The organism is Curtobacterium sp. NPDC087082, assembly GCF_044745045.1.
GTDB lineage: Bacteria > Actinomycetota > Actinomycetes > Actinomycetales > Microbacteriaceae > Curtobacterium.
Map to the genome: position 1 here is coordinate 1,029,667 of NZ_JBIUZN010000001.1, position 17,741 is coordinate 1,047,407.

Consider the following 17,741-nt stretch of genomic DNA (forward strand, 5'->3'; position numbering starts at 1 on the left):
CGGCTGACGCCCGGAAGGGCGCGGAACGTCCGGATCCGGAAAGTGGGCCTGGAGGCTCCTCCCGCAGTTCCGTAGGATCGTTCGCGATGTCCGACCAGCAGCCTTCACCGCGCGGCGTCGCGGACCGCCTCCGCGACGCGCGCACCGCCGTCCGCGCCTCGTTCGCCCGCCGCCCGGTGCCGTGGATCGCGGGTGGCCTCGCGACCGTGCTCGTGCTCGGGTCCGGCGGTGCCGTGGCCGTGGCGGCGGCGACGATGCCGACCCCGACGACCACGGCGGCCGCGACGGCGTCCGCCACCGCGTCGAGCAGCCCCGCACCGATGACGGCCGCCCCGACACCGACACCGACGCCGAGCGGCCGCACGGTGCCGGACGACGCCGCGGGTCCCTCCGCCCTCCGGACCTGCACGATCACGAACGCCGCCTCGGCGAGCGGCCTCGGCGCGTTCGAGGGGTACGTCATGAACGCGAAGACCGGCGAGGTGCTGTTCTCGCGCAACGGTGACGAGGCCGCACAGACCGGCAGCGTGATGAAGACCCTGACGACGGCGACCGCGCTGGCCGTCCTCGGCGGCGACCACCGCATCCCGACCACCGTGACGAAGGAGTCCGGCGGTGCGATCGCCCTCGTCGGCCACGGTGACGCCACGCTCTCGGCAGGCGGAGCGACGGTGTACCCGGGCGCCCCGACGCTCGCGCAGCTCGCCCAGCAGGTGAAGGCGAAGCTCGGCAACACCCCGGTGACGACGATCGTCACGGACGACACGTACTGGAACGACGCCGACGCCTGGGACCCCACCTGGCCGGTGAGCGAGCGGACGATCGGCTACCAGCCGAACGTCACGGCGCTCATGGTCGACGGTGACCGCGCGAACCCGGGTGCCCAGACGTCGCCGCGCTCCACCGACCCGGTCGGTCGCGCCGGGGACCTGTTCCGCACGGCCCTCGCGAACGCCGGGGTCGCCGGTGCGGGGAACGCGCAGATCGTCAAGCGTGCCACGACCAGCACGGACACGATCGCCACGGTGTCCTCGCAGCCGGTGTCGACGCTCATCGGGCAGATGATCCCGAACTCGGACAACACCCTCGCCGAGATGCTCGCGCGGATCTCGTCGAAGGAGTCCGGCTCGGACGGCTCCGCAGCCTCGCTGACCGCCGTGTACCAGGCAGCCCTGAAGTCGTACGGCGTCGACCCTGCAGGCATCGTCATCAAGGACGGCTCGGGCGAGAGCGCCGCGAACGCCGTGTCGCCGAACTTCGTCGCGCACCTCATGGTGCAGGTCGCCGCCGGTGCGAAGGGCCTCGGGACGCTCGCGAACGCCCTGCCGGTGTCCGGACAGTCCGGCACGTTGGCCAGTCGGTTCACCGGGGCGAACGCCGTCGCCCGGGGCAAGGTGCACGCGAAGACCGGATGGATCGACAGCGCGAACACCCTCGGCGGCTACATCGACGCGGCCGACGGCACCCGGCTGACGTTCGCCTTCTACGCGATCGGGTCCTCGCGGGCCGCGGCGCTGCCCGCACTCGACGCGGTGACGGCGGCGACGTACTCGTGCGGGAGCAGGCTCACCGGCTCCTGAGGCCGCGGGTGTTGGATGGACCCATGTCCAGGGCACTCCTCGTCGTCGACGTCCAGAACGACTTCACCGAGGGCGGTGCCCTCGGTGTGACCGGCGGGGACGACCTCGCGCGACGCATCACCGCGTTCCTCGGTCGGCACGCCGACGAGTACGACCTCATCGTCGGCTCCCGCGACTGGCACCACGGCGACGACGACAACGGCGGCCACTTCGCCGGTCCCGAGGGTCCGGACTACGAGACGACCTGGCCGGTGCACTGCGTCGCCGGGACCCCGGGGGCCGAGTACCACCCGCGGCTCGACACCGCTCCGATCGACGTCCATGTCTTCAAAGGGCAGGGCACGCCGGACTACTCGGCGTTCCAGGCGCGCACCGAGGACGGCGTCCCGCTGCCCGAGGTCCTCGCCGAGCACCGCGTCGTGACGATCGACGTGGTCGGCATCGCCACCGACCACTGCGTGCGCGCCTCGGCGCTCGACGCCCGGGCTGCGGGATACGACGTCGCGGTCTACGACGACCTGGTGGTCGGGGTGGACGACGCCCGGAGTGCGCGGGCGCTCGACGAGATCCGCGCCGCAGGTGGGCACGTCGACCACAGCGACATGGACGAGGGACTGGCGAACCCCGGCGGCGCGCTCCTCTGAGCGCGGCGTCGAGTCGTCCGACCGTGGCCGCGCCGGCTCAGACGAGCAGCTGGTGCTTCGCCAGGTCGCGGTAGAGCGGCGTCGACTCGACGAGCTCCGAGTGGGTCCCGACGCCGACGACCCGGCCGTGCTCGAGCACGACGATCACGTCCGAGTCCACCACCGTGGACAGCCGGTGCGCGATCACGAGCAGCGTGCGGTCCTCGGCCACGGCGTCGATCGCGAGGCGCATCTTCTGCTCGTTGACGCCGTCGAGCGACGAGGTGGACTCGTCGAGCAGCAGGATCGGGGGAGCGGCGAGGAGTGCCCGGGCGATCGCGAGCCGCTGCCGTTCACCGCCGGAGAGCATGACGCCGTCCTCGCCGACCTGGGCGTCGAGGCCGCGGGGGTCGCGGTGCAGGACCTCGCCGAGGTTGACGGCCTCGAGCACGCGGACACAGTCGTCCTCGGTGGCGTCCGGTGAGCCGAGCAGCAGGTTCGCCCGGATCGTGCCGGCGAGCACCGGAGCGTCCTGTTCGACGTACCCGATCTGCGCGCGGAGCTCGGCGCGGTCGAGGCCACGGACGTCGACGCCGCCGAGCCGGATGACGCCGTCGGTCGGGTCGTAGAACCGTTCGATGAGGGCGAGTGTGGTCGACTTGCCCGCGCCGGACGGACCCACGAGTGCGACCCGCGATCCGCGGGGGACCCGGAAGGACACGTCGTGCAGCACCACGTCGTCGGAGGCGGTGTCGTCGTCGACGGCTGGCTCGGCGCCGTCCGCACCGGAGGCCTGGGCCGGACGCGCGTACCGGAACGACACGTGTTCGAAGGTGATCGCGTCGTCGCTCTCCACCGCTGCGACGACGCGGACGGCCTGGTCGTCCTGCGCCTCGGTCGGGAGGTGCAGGATCTCCTCGATGCGGCCGAGTGCACCGAGCGCCTGGGCTACGGCGACGGCGGCGCCCATGGCCTGGCCGAGCGGCATGATCATCATGAAGAGCAGCAGGATGAACGTGATGAGCGTCGCGATCGTGATGGTGCCGGCTGCGACCTGCGCACCACCGACGCCGAGGACGGCGATGAACGCGACCTGCATGACGATGCTCGCGACCGGGACGACGAACGCCGACATCCGCGCGATGTCGAGGCCACGACGGTAGGCCTCGGTCGCGTGGCCGTCGACCTCGTGCACCTCGCGCTCGGTGGCACCGGCGGCACGGATCGTGCGGACGGCACCGATGCCGCGTTCGACCGCCGCGGTGAGGTCGCCGACCTTCTCCTGCGCACGCTTCGACGCGACGCGGATGCGGCGGCTGAGCCCGCCGACGACGACGATCGCGACGAGCACGATGACGACGACGATGCCGAGGAGCAGCGGGTCGATGACGGCCATCGCGATGATCGCGCCGATGAACGTCAGGGCGCCGCCGATCGACTCGATGAGGCCCTGCGTCAGCACGGCGCGCAGCAGTGTCGTGTCGCTGCCGACGCGGGAGACGAGGTCGCCGGTGCGGCGCGTGTCGAACTCGGAGATCGGCAGGTTGAGGATGCGCGCGATGAGCTTCCGCCGGGTCGACAGGACGACGCCTTCACCCGCGCGCTGCAGCAGGAAGTGCTGCACACCGTTGAGGACGCCCGCGACGATGACGAGTCCGACGAGCAGCCAGACGAGGGTGCTCAGCGTGTTGCCGTGCTGGACGGCGGTGATGACCTGGTTGACGAGCAGCGGCTGCGCGAGGGACGCACCGGCACCGAGGACGCTCAGCACGATGATGACGACCATCGCGGGCTTGTTCTCGAACAGGTAGCTCAGCAGTCGGCCGAACGTGGCGCGGGGACCGTCGGTCTTCTTGGGCCTGGCGAAGGGGGAGCTCATCGTGTTCCTAGTTTCTGCCGTACTTCTTGTGCACTGCCTGGCGGCTGACGCCGAGCAGCGTCGCGATCTCCTGCCACGAGGCGCCGGCGTTCCGGGCACGTCGGGCCGCGAGTTCCTCGGTCCGGTCGAGCTCACGACGGAGTTCGCGCACGCTGGCGAGGGCGGAGAACGGGTCGTCTCCGGCTGCGCCGGCGGCGAGGCTCGTGATGGTCGGTCGGTCCACGCGTGTCAACCTACATTGACGCACCGACGGATGTCAACCCGGGTTGACGCGCGGGGGTGGGCGGCGTGGTGCGGGAACGCCTGTGAGCGTGCATGCGCGTGCACGTTCCGACGAAGCACGCGTCGATCGACTGGTGGAGTGTCGGAACATGCGGACGCACACGGTACGCGTGCATGTTCCGACGAAGCGCGCGTCGATCGACTGGTGGGGTGTCGGATCATGCGTACGTCCCCGCACGACGGACGGGAGGCGGGGTGCCAGCCGGCACCGCGCCTCCCGTCTGCGGAGGTGGTCGGGTCAGGCGCGCGCGTCCTCCGGTGCTGCGTCCGGTTCACCGGCGGTGTCCGCCGCGTCGAGCGCGGCGCTCTTCGTCTCACGGATGAAGAACAGGGCGACGAGCGTCACGACCGCGGCGATCGTGAGGTAGAGCCCGACCAGGAAGATGTTGCCGTCCGGCTGCCACAGCGCGAGCGCGATGGTCGGAGCGAGCGAAGCGCCGAGGATCGACGCGACGTTGTAGGCGATCGCCGAGCCCGTGTACCGCACGTTCGTCGGGAAGAGCTCCGGCAGGAGGGCGCCCATCGGACCGAACGTCAGGCCCATCAGCGACAGTCCCACGATCAGGAACGTCACCACCGTGATCGGACCGGTCGACGCGGCGAACCAGAACTGGAACGTCAGGCCGAAGAGCGCGATGCCGATCGTGGTCGGGATGAGCGTGCGACGTCGGCCGAACTTGTCGGCCAGGATGCCTGCGATCGGCGTGAAGATACCGAAGAACACGACGCCGATCATGAGCAGCGTGAGGAACTCGCCACGGGTGTAGCCGAGGCCGATCTTCGGGACGAGGGGGCCGGCCTCGGCGCCCGTGGTGCCGTAGGACAGCGTGAACGTCGTCATGAAGTAGAAGAGGACGTAGGTCGCGACCATGCCGAAGGTGCCGACGATCACGGCGCGCCACGAGGTGCGGAACACCCGGCCGAGCGGGACCTTGGCGACCGAACCGGACTCCTGGACGCCACGGAACACCGTCGACTCGACGAGCTTGAACCGCACGTAGAGGCCCACGATCACCAGGACGGCCGACAGCAGGAACGGGAGTCGCCAGCCCCAGGCCTGGAAGTCCGGGTTCGGGGTGCCGTCGGCGCCGGCGGGCATCGCCGCGTTGATCGCGATGAACAGGCCGTTGGCGAGCAGGAAGCCGATCGGGGCGCCGAGCTGCGGCATCGAGCCGAACACCCCGCGCTTGCCCTTCGGCGCGTTCTCGGTCGCGAGCAGTGCCGCGCCCGACCACTCACCACCGAGCCCGACGCCCTGGGCGAAGCGCATCACGGCGAGGAGCACCGGCGCCCAGATGCCGATCGAGTCGAACGTCGGCAGGCAGCCGATGAGGAACGTCGCGGTGCCCATCACGAGCAGGGACGCCACGAGGGTCGCCTTGCGGCCGACGCGGTCGCCGAAGTGGCCGAAGATGATCGACCCGACCGGGCGGGCGAAGAACGCGAGGGCGAACGTGACGAACGAGGACAGCTGCGATGCCGTCGGGTCCTCGTTCGGGAAGAAGAGCGTCGGGAAGACGAGGACCGCGGCGGTCGCGTAGACGTAGAAGTCGTAGAACTCGATGGAGGTCCCGACGAGGCTGGCGATCACGACGCGGGAGCGCGGGTTGCCTGCGGTCTTCGGGGATGCGGGTGCCGGTGCGGCGGACATGGGGTGAGGAGACTCCGTGGATGACGCTCGCGGGGGAGCGCAGCGGTGTTCCGGACGGCGGACACCGATCGGTTCGCGCGGGGTGGCGCGGGCACTGATCGGGTGCGTTCGGTTCGTGGTGGTGTACCGCTTGTGACGGGGGCCACCATCGTACGACAGATGTCGTGAACCTGCGAATCCGCTGGATCGTGACCGGACCGGGCCGGGCCGGCGCCCGGTCAGGCCAGCGGGCTGCCCGCTTCGAGGTGCGCGGGGAGCTGGTGCCCCATCCGGTCGCGCTTCGTGTCGAGGTACGCCGCGTTCTGCGCGGAGACGCCGACGACCAGCGGCACCAGGCTCTCGACCGTGATGCCGTGCTCCTCGAGCTGGCGACGCTTCTCGGGGTTGTTGGACAGGAGGCGGACGGTGGTGATGCCGAGGTCGGCGAGGATGCCGGCCGCGCCGCCGTACGCCCGCGAGTCGGCGGGGAGACCGAGCGCGAGGTTCGCGTCGAGCGTGTCGAGGCCGTCCTCCTGCAGGCGGTAGGCCTTGAGCTTGTTGATGAGACCGATGCCGCGGCCCTCTTGCCCGCGGAGGTAGATCACGACGCCGCCCTCGGCCGCGATCGTGTCGAGCGCGGCGTCGAGCTGCGGGCCGCACTCGCACTTGAGGGACCCGAACGCCTCGCCCGTCAGGCACTCCGAGTGCACCCGGACGAGGGCGCCGCCGCGCGGTGCTGCGCCGTCCGGGCCGGTGGCGATGATCGCGACGTGCTCGGCGCTCGTCACGAGGTCGCGGTACGCGCGCATCTCGAACGTGCCGTGCGTGGTCGGGACGTTCGTCGACACCTCGAACTGGACCGGGCTCCCGGGGGTGGGGGAGGTGAGTGCATCGGTCATGTGGTGCTCCGGTCGTTCTGGGGCCCCGCGATCCCGGGCTCGGCCGCCGCCGGCCGGGGTGCGCGGTGGGGTCGTGCTCGGACCAGCAGGTCGGGGCCGAGGCTGGTGGTCGATAGTACGTCCAACCGCCGACGCTCGCCGATGCTTCCCACACCGACGTCACCGAGGGCGACACGGGGGCCGCCGAGCAGGACGGGCGCGAGGTAGACGAGGTACTCGTCCACCAGACCCGCCGCGATCAGCGCTGAGGCGACGGTGGGTCCGCCCTCGACGAACACCGAGTGCACGCCGTGGTCCCGCAGTGCGTGGAGCGAGGCGGCGAGGTCGTGGCCGGACAGCGTCAGCAGGGCGCGAGGGTGGCGGCGGACCGCGGCGTCGTCCGGGACCGGCCGGTCGCCGAACACCACCGGGACGGGCTGGTCGGCGAGGAGTTCCCCGGCGTCGCCCCGCGCGGTGAGGCTCGGGTCGTCGGCGAGGACCGTGCCCGTCCCGACGAGGATCGCGTCGTGCGCGGCGCGCTGTTCGTGGACGTGCTGGCGTGCGGCCGCACCGGTGATCCACTGGCTCGTGCCGTCGGCCGCCGCGGCCCGGCCGTCGAGGCTCGATGCCCACTTCACCGTCACCCACGGGCGTCCGAGGCGCACCGAGAGGAGCCAGCGCTCGACAAAGTCCTCGACCTCGTCGGCGAGGACGCCCGAGACGACGTCGACTCCGCCGGACCGGAGTCGCTCGGCACCCCCGTGAGCTGCCGGCCCGGGGTCGTCGACGGCGTACACGACGCGGCCGATCCCCGCTTCGAGCAGGGCGACGGCGCACGGACCGGTGCGTCCGGTGTGGTTGCAGGGTTCGAGGGTGACGACGGCGGTCGCGCCGACCAGGTGTGCGGGGTCGACCTTCGACATCGCGTCGACCTCGGCATGCGGGGTACCGGCGCCCTTGTGCCAGCCCTCGGCGAGGACCGCTCCGTCGGGGGAGAGGATCACGGCGCCGACGCGGACGTGGTCACCGACCGCGGGGCCGAGGGCCGCGAGCTCGAGGCCACGGCGCATCGCACGGAGCTCGGCCGGCGAGACCGAGGGGTGCGCTGCGGGGGAGGCCACGGAGTCCGACGGCCGAGGGGTGACGGTCACGGTCCGAGACTATCCGCGAACGGTCGGTGACGCGTCATCCGGGCCTGCCGTCGTCGTCTCGGCCGGCCACGGCAAGTCGGACGCGGGAGCGCCGTCGGCCCGCCGGAGCCCCTTCCACGCCGTCGTCGGAGCGCCGTCCCGCCCGGGGATGAGCGCGTCGCCGGTACCGGTGTACGAGAACCCCGCGGCACGGGCGACCGAGGCCGAGGCGGTGTTGCCGACGTAGCACTCCCAGTACACGTCCGGCGCACCCTGCACGAAGGCCCAGTCGAGCACGAGGCCGACGGCGTCGTGCATCAGCCCGGCGCCGCGAGCGGAGGGTGCGAGCCAGAAGCCGAGGTCCCGCCGCGCGGTGCGGTACCCGATGATCCCCTCGAGCCAGGTGGACCCCTTCCGACGGATCGCCCAGGTGTACTCGCGGTCGGAGGCCCAGCCCGGACCGACGAGCGCGTCGACGAAGGTCGTGGCGTCCCGGGCGGTGTACGGCGTGGGGATCGTCGTCCAGCGCACGATGTCCGGGTCCTGGCAGGCCTCGGTGATCGCCGTCGCGTCCGCCCGGGTGGGCACGTCGAGGTGCACCCGGGCGGACGACAGCGTGACGGGGCGCACGGTCAGCGCCGGGTGCGGGGCACGAAGCCGATGCGCTCGTAGACCTTCGCGAGGGTCTCGGCGGCGATCGACTCGGCACGCTCGGCGCCGACGGCGAGGAGCCGGTCGAGCTCGGCCGGGTCGTCGAGCAGCTCGAGCGTGCGGGCGCGCACTGGCTCGAGCTCGGCCACGACGGCGTCGGCGACCTCGCCCTTCAGGTCGCCGTAGCCCTTGCCCTGGAACGACTCCTCGAGCGCGGCGACCGGGGTGCCGGTGAACGCCGAGAGGATCGACAGCAGGTTCGTCACGCCCGGCTTCGCCTGACGGTCGGCCCGGATCTCGCGCTCGGTGTCGGTGACCGCCGAGCGGATCTTCTTCGCGGTGCGCTTCGGGTCGTCGAGCAGGCGGATGAGGCCGTTGTCGGACGCGGCCGACTTGCTCATCTTGCTCGTCGGGTCCTGCAGGTCGTAGATCCGCGCCGTGTCGGTGAGGATCCGGGCCTCCGGCACGACGAACGTGTCGCCGAACCGCGAGTTGAAGCGCCCGGCGAGGTCGCGGGTGAGCTCGACGTGCTGCCGCTGGTCGTCACCGACCGGCACGACCTTCGTGTCGTACAGCAGGATGTCCGCCGCCATCAGGATCGGGTACGTGAAGAGCCCGACCGACGCGGCTTCGGTGCCCTGCCGGGCGGACTTGTCCTTGAACTGGGTCATCCGGCTCGCCTCGCCGAAGCCGGTGAGGGTGTTCAGCACCCACGCGAGCTCGGCGTGCGCCGGGACGTGCGACTGCACGAAGAGCGTCGCCTTGGTCGGGTCGATGCCCGAGGCGATGTACTGCGCGGCCGTCGCCCGGGTGTTCGCGCGGAGCTCGGCCGGGTCCTGCGGGGACGTGATCGCGTGCATGTCGACGACGCAGTAGATGGCGTCGTAGTCGTCGAGCAGCGTCCGCCACTGCATGAGCGCGCCGATGTAGTTGCCGAGGTGGAGGGAACCGGCCGAGGGCTGGATGCCCGAGAAGATGCGCGTCTTGGTCATGGTGCTGTCCTGTGCTGGAGAAGTGTGGGGGTGCGGGTCAGAGTTCGTAGTCGACGACCACGGGGGCGTGGTCGGACCATCGCTGGTCGTACGCGGCAGCGCGGTCGACCGTGTACTGCGTGACCTTCGCGGCGAGCTCCGGGGTCGCCATCTGGTAGTCGATCCGCCAGCCCGTGTCGTTGTCGAACGCCTGGCCGCGCCACGACCACCACGTGTACGGCCCCTCGACGTCGCCGGCCTGGGCGCGACCGACGTCGACCCAGCCGAGACCGGGCCCGGTGGTGCCGTCGGCGCCCTCGACCTCAGCGCCCTGCTCGCCGAAGAACCGCGAGAAGTAGGCACGCTCACGCGGCAGGAAGCCCGCGCGCTTGACGTTGCCCTTCCAGTTCTTGATGTCCCGCTGGTCGTGCCCGACGTTGAGGTCGCCGACGACGACCGCGAGCGGGTTGTGCTCGCGGAGCTTCGGCAGCCGCTCGGTCATCGCGTCGAGGAACTTCCACTTCTCGTCCTGCTTCGGGGTGTCCACCTCGCCCGAGTGCACGTACGTCGAGACGACCGTCACCGTGGTGCCGCCGATCTCGTAGTCGGCCTCGAGCCAGCGCCCGGCGGAGTCGAAGTCGTCCGCACCGAGCGCGACGCGGTGCACGTGCGCGCTGTGGCGGGAGGCGATCGCGACGCCCGCCCGACCCTTCGCGGTGGCGGGGTCGTGCACGATGTCCCACTCGTCGCCGAGGAGCCCGGCGAGGTCGTCGCTCGACGCGCGGACCTCTTGCAGGGCGAGCACGTCGACGTCGCGGGTGGCGAGCCAGTCGCCCATGCCCTTCCGGAACGCGGCACGGATGCCGTTCACGTTGACGGATGCGAGGCGCAGGCGTGTCATGCAGAACACCCTATCGGCGGGTGCCGACACGGCTGCGCCGGTCGTAGGCTCGCGCCGTGACCGTCGTGATGACCGTGGGGGAGCTGCTCGCCGTGTTCCGCCCCGTGGCCGAGCAGATGCTGCGCCCGGACGAGTTCCGTGCGGCGGAGTTCTGGGTGCACAGCGACTGGTCCGAACGACTGCGGCGGGTGGTCGACACCGAGGTCGCCGACGAGGGGATGGCGCTCGCCTGGTCGATCGCCGGGGACGACGGCGATTCGTGGCTGTGGCTCCGCGACGGGGAACCGGAGTTGCTGCTGAAGATGGCCGACGACCTGCAGGACTTCATCGCCGAGAGTGCCTTCGCCTGGGGCGAGCTACGCCCGATCCCGCCGCTGGGGCAGGAGCAGTAGGGGAGACCGGACGAGGGGCGGGGGGGGGGGGGGGGGGGGGGGGCCCCCCCCCCCCCCCCCCCCCGGGGGGGGGCGCCCGGGGGGGGGGGCGGGGGGGCCCCCCCCCCCCGGCCCCCGGGGGGGGGGGGGGGGGGCGGGGGCCCGGCCCGGGCGGGGGGGGGGGGGGCCCCCGCCCCCCCCCCCCCTCCCGTCCGTCCTGTGGTCAGGCCGCGTCGTGGTCCGTCTTGAGGAACTCGACCAGGCTGTCCGCGGTGGTCTCGGCGTCGTCGCCGTTCACCGTGAGCGTGACCTCGTCGCCGTTCTCGATGCCGAGGCCGAGGAGCGCGAGGATGCTGCCGGCGTTCCCGGACTTGTCGCCCTTCGCGATCGTGACCTGGTGGCCGGACGCGGTCACGGTCTGGACGAAGAGGGAGGCCGGGCGTGCGTGCAGGCCGGACGCGCTGGCGACGGTGACGGTGCGGGTGGCTTCGGACATCGATGTACTCCTGTCGATGGGTGGTTGGCTCATGGTAGCGAGCGCGGGGTGGGCGGTTCCGGGGCGGGACGCAGGGTCAGTCGCGGCCGGGCCAGAAGACCTCGGTGCCGGCGGCCTCGACCTCGCGGACGAGGTCGGCGTTCACGCCGGGGTCGGTGATGATCGTGTCGATCGCGGCGAGCGGGGCGACGCGGCCGAACTCCTCGCGACCGAACTTGGTGTGGTCGGCGAGCAGGATGCTGCGGCGCGCGGACTTGATCATCGCGGACTTCACGGCGGCCTCGGCCATGTTGTGCGTCGTGAGGCCGCGCTCGGGCGTGATGCCGTTGATGCTGATGAACGCGACGTCCACGCTGACCATCCCGATGAGCTGGTGCGTCCACGTGCCGACGCCGGCGAGCGAGTCGCTGCGGATGTTGCCGCCGAGCAGGTGCAGGTCGATGCCCGGCCGGTTCGCGACCGCCATCGCCACTGGGAGGGAGTGGGTCACGACGGTGAGGCCACGGTCGGTCGGGAGCATCTCGGCGAGGCAGATGGTCGAGGTGCCGGCGTCGATCATGACGGACCCGTTCTCGGGCAGCTCGCCGAGCGCGGCCTCGGCGATGACCATCTTCTCGGCCTGGTTGATGCCGCCACGGTCGCCGACCCCCGGGTGCAGGGTGATGCGTTCGACGGGGATCGCGCCACCGTGCGCACGTCGGACCAGCCCGCGCCGCTCGAGCGAGGTGAGGTCGCGGCGGATCGTCTCGGGGGTCACCTCGAGCAGCTCGGCGAGGTCCTTGACGTCGACCCGGCCATGCGCACGCGCCTGTTCGACGATGCGCTGGTGGCGCTCTGGTGCGTACATCGGGGCCTCGTCGTCTCGGAAGCGGTGGGGGAGTCGGAACGGAACGGACACGACCGGGCACGTCTCCGGCGACAGCGACCCGAACGGATCCGCCGCCAGACGCAAACGGGCATCTGTTTCTGCATTTTTATCCCCGGATGTGTTTGTTTGTCAACGTGGATCGGGGTATGGTGCTGCTCAGCCGCACCGGCGGGGTCCCGTCTCCGCGCTGCGCGCACCGAACGAACCACCCCACCGCAAGCGCGCGTGAGATGAAGGAGTCTCGAATGTCCGAACTGCTCGGCACCGGCGTCGGCCGTGGCGTCGCCCACGGCCCCGTGCTCCGCATGGCCGACCCGCTCGGCGAACCATCGAAGGACGCCCTGACCGGTTCGGCGGACGACGCGAAGCAGGCCGTGGCCGCCGCGATCGCAGCGGTGGCGGAGGACCTCAACAAGCGGGGGCAGCTCGCCGGCGGGGACGCCCAGGCCGTGCTCGAGGCGCAGGCGCTCATGGCGCAGGACCCGACCCTCCTCGACGACGTGCACGCCCGCATCGACGGCGGCACCAACGCCGAGCGCGCCGTGTTCGAGGCGTTCGGCCAGTTCCGCGACCTGCTCGTCTCGATGGGCGGCTACATGGGGGAGCGTGCCGCCGACCTCGACGACGTCGCCCAGCGCATCATCGCCAAGCTCCGCGGCGTCCACGCCCCGGGTGTGCCCGAGTCGGACACCCCCTTCGTGCTCGTCGCCCGTGACCTCGCGCCGGCCGACACCGCACTCCTCGACCTCGACAAGGTGCTCGCCCTCGTCACGCGTGACGGCGGCCCGACCTCGCACACGGCGATCCTCGCCCGTGCCAAGGGCATCACCGCGATCGTCGGCGTGACCGGCGCGGACGACCTGTCCGACGGCACGGTCGTCGTCGTGGACGCCGCCGCCGGCACCGTCGTGACCGACCCGTCGGCCGAACTCGTCGCCGACGTCGAACAGCGCATCGCCGACCGCCTCGCCGCGGCCGCAGCGCCCCTGACCGCCGGCGCGCTCGCCGACGGGCACACCGTCCCGCTGCTCGCGAACCTCGGCAGCCCCGCCGACGCCGCGGGCGCCGTTGCTCTCGGTGCGGAGGGCGTGGGGCTCTTCCGCACCGAGTTCCTCTTCCTCGACTCGCCGAAGGCGCCGACCGTCGACGAGCAGAAGGACTCCTACAAGCAGCTGCTCGAGGCCTTCCCGGGCAAGAAGGTCGTCGTCCGGGCGCTCGACGCGGGTGCCGACAAGCCCCTGCCGTTCCTCACCGACAAGGACGAGGAGAACCCGGCCCTCGGTCGACGCGGTCTCCGGGCGCTCCGGAACCACCCCGAGGTGCTCCGCGACCAGCTCACCGCGCTCGCCCAGGCCGACGCCGAGACCGAGGCCGACCTCTGGGTGATGGCCCCGATGGTCGCCGACGCCGAGGAGACCGAGTACTTCGTCGACCTCGCCCGCGAGCTCGGGATCCGCACCGCCGGTGTGATGGCCGAGGTCCCCTCGCTCGCGCTGATGGCCGAGCAGGTGTTCACCTCCGCCGACTTCGTGTCGATCGGCACGAACGACCTGACCCAGTACACGATGGCCGCCGACCGGATGCTCGGCACCGTCGCGTCCTACCAGGACCCGTGGCACCCCGCCGTGCTCCGCCTCGTCGCGCAGCTCGGCGCAGCGGGTGCGGACGCCGGCAAGCCCGTCGGCATCTGCGGCGAGGCAGCGGCCGACCCGCTGCTCGCCGTCGTGCTCGTCGGTCTCGGCGCCACGACGCTCTCCATGACCCCCGCGGCCCTGGCCGACGTGCGCGCCGAACTCGGCAAGCACACCCTCGACCAGGCCCGCGAGATGGCCCAGGCGGCACTCGCCGCGAGCACGGCGGCGGCCGCCAAGTCCGCCGCGGCCGCGACGCACGCCGCCTGATCCGACCCCCAGCACCACCTCCCCTCCACACGCAGCAGCAGCACCTCACAGAAAGTCACCGCACATGACAACGTCGTCCGTTGCAGCGCCCGACGCCCCCGCGAAGTCGCGGGGCGGCGCACGCGTCGCCGTTCAGAAGTTCGGCACGTTCCTCTCCGGCATGGTCATGCCCAACATCGCGATCTTCATCGCGTGGGGCATCATCACCGCCTTCTTCATCGAGACCGGCTGGACGCCCGTGGGCATCCTCGGCGGCTTCGGTGAGACGGGCGGCGTCGCGAACGTCGGCCTCGTCGGCCCGATCCTGACCTACCTCATCCCGCTCGCGATCGCGATCCAGGGTGGCCGGATGGTCTACGAGACCCGTGGTGCGGTGGTCGGTTCGATCATGACCATGGGTGTCATCATCGGCGCCAACGGCACGACGATGATCCTCGGCGCGATGATCTGCGGGCCGCTCGGCGCGTACCTCATCAAGCAGATCGACAAGCTCTGGGACGGCAAGATCCGGCCCGGCTTCGAAATGCTCGTGAACAACTACGCGGCCGGCATCCTCGGCTTCGGGTTGGCCATGGCCGGGTTCTTCTGGCTCGCGCCGCTGTTCAAGCTCATCGCCGAGGGCCTCGGCGACGCGGTGAACTTCCTCGTCCAGCACTCGCTGCTCCCGCTCGCCAGCGTGATCATCGAGCCGGCCAAGGTGTTCTTCCTCAACAACGCCATCAACCACGGTGTGCTCGACCAGCTCGGCGCGCAGCAGGTCCAGGAGTCGGGCAAGAGCATCCTCTTCCTGCTCGAGGCGAACCCCGGCCCGGGTCTCGGCATCCTGCTCGCCTTCACCTTCTTCGGTGTCGGCATCGCCCGCTCGACCGCTCCCGGCGCGATCATCATCCAGTTCCTCGGCGGCATCCACGAGATCTACTTCCCGTACGTGCTGCAGAAGCCGGTCCTGTTCATCGCCGTCATCCTCGGTGGTGCCACGGGCGTCGCGACCAACGTCGCGTTCCACTCCGGTCTCGTCGCCCCGGCGTCGCCCGGATCGATCTTCGCGGTGCTCGGTGCGACGGCGAAGGACAGCTTCCTCGGCGTCATCCTCTCGGTCATCCTGTCCGCAGCGGTGTCGTTCGCGGTCGCGTCGTTCTTCCTCATCGCGACCCGCAAGCGTGACCTCGCGAACGGTGGCGGCGACATGAGCGCCGCGATGGCGAAGCTCCAGGCGAACAAGGGCCGCGACGTCAACGCCGCGACCTCGGGCCTGCTCGGCAACAACTCCCCGGCGAACGAGGAGGAGGCCGAGGCCTCGCTCGGTGGCGTCGGTTCGGCGACCACCGCGACCGCGACCCGCGTCCAGAACCTCGTGTTCGCCTGCGACGCCGGCATGGGCTCCAGCGCGATGGGCGCCAGCGTCCTCCGCAACAAGATCAAGAAGGCGGGCATCGAAGGGGTCACGGTCTCCAACAAGGCGATCGCGAACCTCTCCGGTGACGAGGACCTGATCATCACGCAGGAGGAGCTGACGGAGCGCGCGAAGCAGAAGAACCCGAACGCACAGCACGTGTCGGTCGGCAACTTCATGAACGCGCCGCAGTACGACCAGGTCGTCGAACAGCTCAAGAACCAGTAACGAAGTGCAGTATCGGAGGGGACGGGCCACGGCTCGTCCCCTCCACACGTCCACGACGCCACGTCACGAAGCAAGGAGAACCCCGATGCCCGTCCTGCAGGAGAGCCAGATCCGGATCCACACCGAGGACACCGCACCGACCAAGTCGGAGGCGATGAAGGAGGCTGCCGAGATCCTCGAGGCTGCAGGCGCGGTCACGGCGGACTACTACCCGGCGATGCTCGAGCGCGAGAAGAGCGTCTCGACCTACATGGGGAACTTCCTCGCCATCCCGCACGGCACGAACGACGCGAAGGACGCCATCAAGTCGTCGGCGTTGTCGTTCATCCGCTACGCGACCCCGATCGACTGGGACGGCAACCCCGTCCGCTTCGTCGTCGGCATCGCGGGCGTCAACAACGAGCACCTCGACATCCTGTCCAAGATCGCGATCGTGTTCAGCGACGAGGACGAGGTCCAGAAGCTGACCGACGCACCGGACACCGCCGCGATCCTGTCGATCCTCGGCGAGGTCAACGAGTGAGCACCCCCACCGCCGTCCACTTCGGTGCGGGCAACATCGGCCGCGGCTTCGTCGGACTGCTCCTGCACGAGGCCGGCTACGAGGTCGTCTTCGCCGACGTCGCCGCGCCCCTCATCGACGCTCTCGCCGCTGCCGACTCGTACACCGTGCACGAGGTCGGTCAGAACGCGCGCGACCACGAGGTCACGAACTTCCGTGCCCTGAACAGCGCCCAGGACGAATCGGCCGTCGTCGCCGAGATCGCCACGGCGTCCATCGTCACCTGCGCCGTCGGACCGAACGTCCTGAAGTTCATCGCACCGGTCATCGCGAAGGCGCTCCAGCAGCGCGACGCGGACGCCGCGCCGATCGCCGTGATGGCGTGCGAGAACGCCCTCAACGCCACCGACCGCCTGCGCGAGTTCATCGTCGAGGCGCTCCCCGCCGACGTCCGCGGCCAGGCTCTCGCCAAGGCCGTCTTCGCGAACACCGCGGTCGACCGCATCGTCCCGGCGCAGCCCGAGGGCGCCGGCCTGGACGTCACCGTCGAGACGTACTTCGAGTGGGCCATCGACCGCACGCCGTTCGGCGGGAACGAGCCGGAGATCCCCGGCGCCCACTACGTCGACGGCCTCGCCGCGTCGATCGAGCGCAAGCTCTTCACGGTGAACACCGGGCACGCGACCGTCGCGTACCACGGCTTCCTCGCCGGGGCGGACAAGATCTCGGACGCCATCGCGATCCCCGCGGTCCGGTCCGAGCTCGAGTCCGTGCTCGCCGAGACGAGCGACCTGCTCGTCCGCCGCCACGAGCTCGACCCCGAGGTGCACCGTGCGTACGTGCAGGCCATCATCGGGCGCTTCGAGAACCCGCACCTGCCCGACACCGTGACCCGCGTCGGCCGACAGCCGCTGCGCAAGCTCTCCCGCGACGAGCGCTTCGTGTCGCCCGCCGCCGCCCTCGCCGAGGACGGCACGGAGCCGACGGCGCTGCTCGACGCCATGGGCGCCGCGCTGCGCTTCGACGTGCCGGACGACGAGCAGAGCGTCGAACTCCAGGCGCTGCTGCGCTCGGACCGGAGCGACGCCGAGGTCGTGACCGAGATCACCGGGCTCGACGAGCAGCACCCGTTGCACGCCGCGTTCGCGGACCGGGTGCGGTCCGCGCGCGCCTAGCGTCCTCGACGCATCCACCTGACGGACGGGAGGCGGGGGGGCGGGGGGGCCCCCCCCCCCCCGCCCGCCCCCCCCCCCCGGGGGCCCCCCGGGGGGGGCGGCCCCCCCCCCCCGCCCCCCGGCGGCCCCCCCCGCGGGCGGCCGGCCCCCCCCCCCCGGGCGGGGGGGGGGGGGGCCCCCCCCCCGGGGGGGCCCCCCCCCCCCCCCCCCGGGGGGGGGGGGGGGGGGGGGGGGGCCCCCCCCCCCCCCTCCCGTCCGTCACGCACCCGCGTCGGACCGCCG

The 17,741-nt window shown here is 71.6% G+C and carries 16 protein-coding genes and 1 pseudogene; 7 read left to right on the forward strand and 10 right to left on the reverse strand.

The features are described 5' to 3' along the window. Positions 1 to 86 precede the first annotated feature (86 nt). On the forward strand, positions 87 to 1,580 hold the full coding sequence (dacB, locus tag ACIPEP_RS04920; RefSeq protein WP_402716645.1) for a D-alanyl-D-alanine carboxypeptidase/D-alanyl-D-alanine-endopeptidase: 1,494 nt from the start codon (positions 87 to 89) through the stop codon (positions 1,578 to 1,580). 23 nt (positions 1,581 to 1,603) lie between these two features. Further along, positions 1,604 to 2,224, forward strand: a complete 621-nt coding sequence (locus ACIPEP_RS04925) for an isochorismatase family protein (RefSeq protein ID WP_402716646.1) — start codon at positions 1,604 to 1,606, stop codon at positions 2,222 to 2,224. Positions 2,225 to 2,261: 37 nt separating this feature from the next. Here the strand turns inward: ACIPEP_RS04925 and ACIPEP_RS04930 are convergent, their stop codons facing one another. The 8 genes and pseudogenes from ACIPEP_RS04930 to ACIPEP_RS04965 all read right to left on the reverse strand — a co-directional run bounded on the left by ACIPEP_RS04930 (position 2,262) and on the right by ACIPEP_RS04965 (position 10,525). Next, positions 2,262 to 4,082, reverse strand: coding sequence for an ABC transporter ATP-binding protein (locus tag ACIPEP_RS04930; RefSeq protein WP_402716647.1), 1,821 nt, complete (start codon positions 4,080 to 4,082; stop codon positions 2,262 to 2,264). 7 nt (positions 4,083 to 4,089) lie between these two features. Continuing rightward, positions 4,090 to 4,305, reverse strand: coding sequence for a hypothetical protein (locus ACIPEP_RS04935; protein WP_022907338.1), 216 nt, complete (start codon positions 4,303 to 4,305; stop codon positions 4,090 to 4,092). A gap of 297 nt (positions 4,306 to 4,602) precedes the next feature. After that, on the reverse strand, positions 4,603 to 6,015 hold the full coding sequence (locus ACIPEP_RS04940; protein WP_402716648.1) for an MFS transporter: 1,413 nt from the start codon (positions 6,013 to 6,015) through the stop codon (positions 4,603 to 4,605). A gap of 218 nt (positions 6,016 to 6,233) precedes the next feature. Next, positions 6,234 to 6,860 (reverse strand): annotated as a pseudogene (gene ribA / locus ACIPEP_RS04945) (GTP cyclohydrolase II); the annotation flags it as partial. A 29-nt stretch (positions 6,861 to 6,889) separates the two neighbouring features. After that, positions 6,890 to 7,942 (reverse strand): bifunctional diaminohydroxyphosphoribosylaminopyrimidine deaminase/5-amino-6-(5-phosphoribosylamino)uracil reductase RibD, encoded by a 1,053-nt coding sequence (gene ribD / locus ACIPEP_RS04950; protein ID WP_402716693.1) that lies wholly within the window; start codon positions 7,940 to 7,942, stop codon positions 6,890 to 6,892. Between the two features lie 90 nt (positions 7,943 to 8,032). Next, positions 8,033 to 8,632, reverse strand: a complete 600-nt coding sequence (locus ACIPEP_RS04955; protein WP_402716649.1) for a GNAT family N-acetyltransferase — start codon at positions 8,630 to 8,632, stop codon at positions 8,033 to 8,035. 2 nt (positions 8,633 to 8,634) lie between these two features. Continuing rightward, positions 8,635 to 9,645 carry a tryptophan--tRNA ligase gene (gene trpS / locus ACIPEP_RS04960; RefSeq protein WP_070418426.1) on the reverse strand — a complete coding sequence of 337 codons (1,011 nt, stop codon included), beginning with the start codon at positions 9,643 to 9,645 and terminating at the stop codon, positions 8,635 to 8,637. 37 nt (positions 9,646 to 9,682) lie between these two features. Beyond that, on the reverse strand, positions 9,683 to 10,525 hold the full coding sequence (locus tag ACIPEP_RS04965) for an exodeoxyribonuclease III (protein WP_071296540.1): 843 nt from the start codon (positions 10,523 to 10,525) through the stop codon (positions 9,683 to 9,685). Between the two features lie 56 nt (positions 10,526 to 10,581). Between ACIPEP_RS04965 and ACIPEP_RS04970 the strand changes: the two genes are divergently transcribed. After that, a complete protein-coding gene (locus ACIPEP_RS04970) occupies positions 10,582 to 10,917 on the forward strand; it encodes a hypothetical protein (RefSeq protein ID WP_402716650.1) in 336 nt (111 codons plus the stop codon). A 202-nt stretch (positions 10,918 to 11,119) separates the two neighbouring features. Here ACIPEP_RS04970 and ACIPEP_RS04975 read toward each other — a convergent pair whose 3' ends face one another. Together ACIPEP_RS04975 and ACIPEP_RS04980 are read right to left on the reverse strand one after the other, a co-directional pair. Beyond that, the gene (locus ACIPEP_RS04975) at positions 11,120 to 11,392 is read right to left on the reverse strand and encodes an HPr family phosphocarrier protein (protein ID WP_070418429.1); all 273 of its coding nucleotides are present in this window, start codon (positions 11,390 to 11,392) and stop codon (positions 11,120 to 11,122) included. A 76-nt stretch (positions 11,393 to 11,468) separates the two neighbouring features. Next, positions 11,469 to 12,239 carry a DeoR/GlpR family DNA-binding transcription regulator gene (locus ACIPEP_RS04980; protein ID WP_402716651.1) on the reverse strand — a complete coding sequence of 257 codons (771 nt, stop codon included), beginning with the start codon at positions 12,237 to 12,239 and terminating at the stop codon, positions 11,469 to 11,471. 266 nt (positions 12,240 to 12,505) lie between these two features. Between ACIPEP_RS04980 and ptsP the strand changes: the two genes are divergently transcribed. From ptsP to ACIPEP_RS05000, 4 genes are all read left to right on the forward strand, one after another. After that, a complete protein-coding gene (gene ptsP / locus ACIPEP_RS04985) occupies positions 12,506 to 14,161 on the forward strand; it encodes a phosphoenolpyruvate--protein phosphotransferase (protein ID WP_083295279.1) in 1,656 nt (551 codons plus the stop codon). Positions 14,162 to 14,225: 64 nt separating this feature from the next. Beyond that, positions 14,226 to 15,782 (forward strand): PTS mannitol transporter subunit IICB, encoded by a 1,557-nt coding sequence (locus ACIPEP_RS04990; protein ID WP_336698474.1) that lies wholly within the window; start codon positions 14,226 to 14,228, stop codon positions 15,780 to 15,782. Positions 15,783 to 15,867: 85 nt separating this feature from the next. After that, positions 15,868 to 16,305, forward strand: coding sequence for a PTS sugar transporter subunit IIA (locus ACIPEP_RS04995; RefSeq protein WP_022907882.1), 438 nt, complete (start codon positions 15,868 to 15,870; stop codon positions 16,303 to 16,305). Next, positions 16,302 to 17,459 carry a mannitol-1-phosphate 5-dehydrogenase gene (locus ACIPEP_RS05000; protein ID WP_402716652.1) on the forward strand — a complete coding sequence of 386 codons (1,158 nt, stop codon included), beginning with the start codon at positions 16,302 to 16,304 and terminating at the stop codon, positions 17,457 to 17,459. The genes ACIPEP_RS04995 and ACIPEP_RS05000 overlap by 4 nt, the downstream gene beginning before the upstream one ends. Positions 17,460 to 17,741 lie beyond the last annotated feature (282 nt).

Coding starts and splice junctions, on each gene's coding strand:
- dacB (WP_402716645.1), top strand. CDS start 87: ATGTCCGACCAGCAGCCTTCACCGCGCGGCGTCGCGGACCGCCTCCGC.
- ACIPEP_RS04925 (WP_402716646.1), top strand. CDS start 1,604: ATGTCCAGGGCACTCCTCGTCGTCGACGTCCAGAACGACTTCACCGAG.
- ACIPEP_RS04930 (WP_402716647.1), bottom strand. CDS start 4,082: ATGAGCTCCCCCTTCGCCAGGCCCAAGAAGACCGACGGTCCCCGCGCC.
- ACIPEP_RS04940 (WP_402716648.1), bottom strand. CDS start 6,015: ATGTCCGCCGCACCGGCACCCGCATCCCCGAAGACCGCAGGCAACCCG.
- ribD (WP_402716693.1), bottom strand. CDS start 7,942: ATGCGCCGTGGCCTCGAGCTCGCGGCCCTCGGCCCCGCGGTCGGTGAC.
- trpS (WP_070418426.1), bottom strand. CDS start 9,645: ATGACCAAGACGCGCATCTTCTCGGGCATCCAGCCCTCGGCCGGTTCC.
- ACIPEP_RS04965 (WP_071296540.1), bottom strand. CDS start 10,525: ATGACACGCCTGCGCCTCGCATCCGTCAACGTGAACGGCATCCGTGCC.
- ACIPEP_RS04975 (WP_070418429.1), bottom strand. CDS start 11,392: ATGTCCGAAGCCACCCGCACCGTCACCGTCGCCAGCGCGTCCGGCCTG.
- ACIPEP_RS04980 (WP_402716651.1), bottom strand. CDS start 12,239: ATGTACGCACCAGAGCGCCACCAGCGCATCGTCGAACAGGCGCGTGCG.
- ptsP (WP_083295279.1), top strand. CDS start 12,506: ATGTCCGAACTGCTCGGCACCGGCGTCGGCCGTGGCGTCGCCCACGGC.
- ACIPEP_RS04990 (WP_336698474.1), top strand. CDS start 14,226: ATGACAACGTCGTCCGTTGCAGCGCCCGACGCCCCCGCGAAGTCGCGG.
- ACIPEP_RS04995 (WP_022907882.1), top strand. CDS start 15,868: ATGCCCGTCCTGCAGGAGAGCCAGATCCGGATCCACACCGAGGACACC.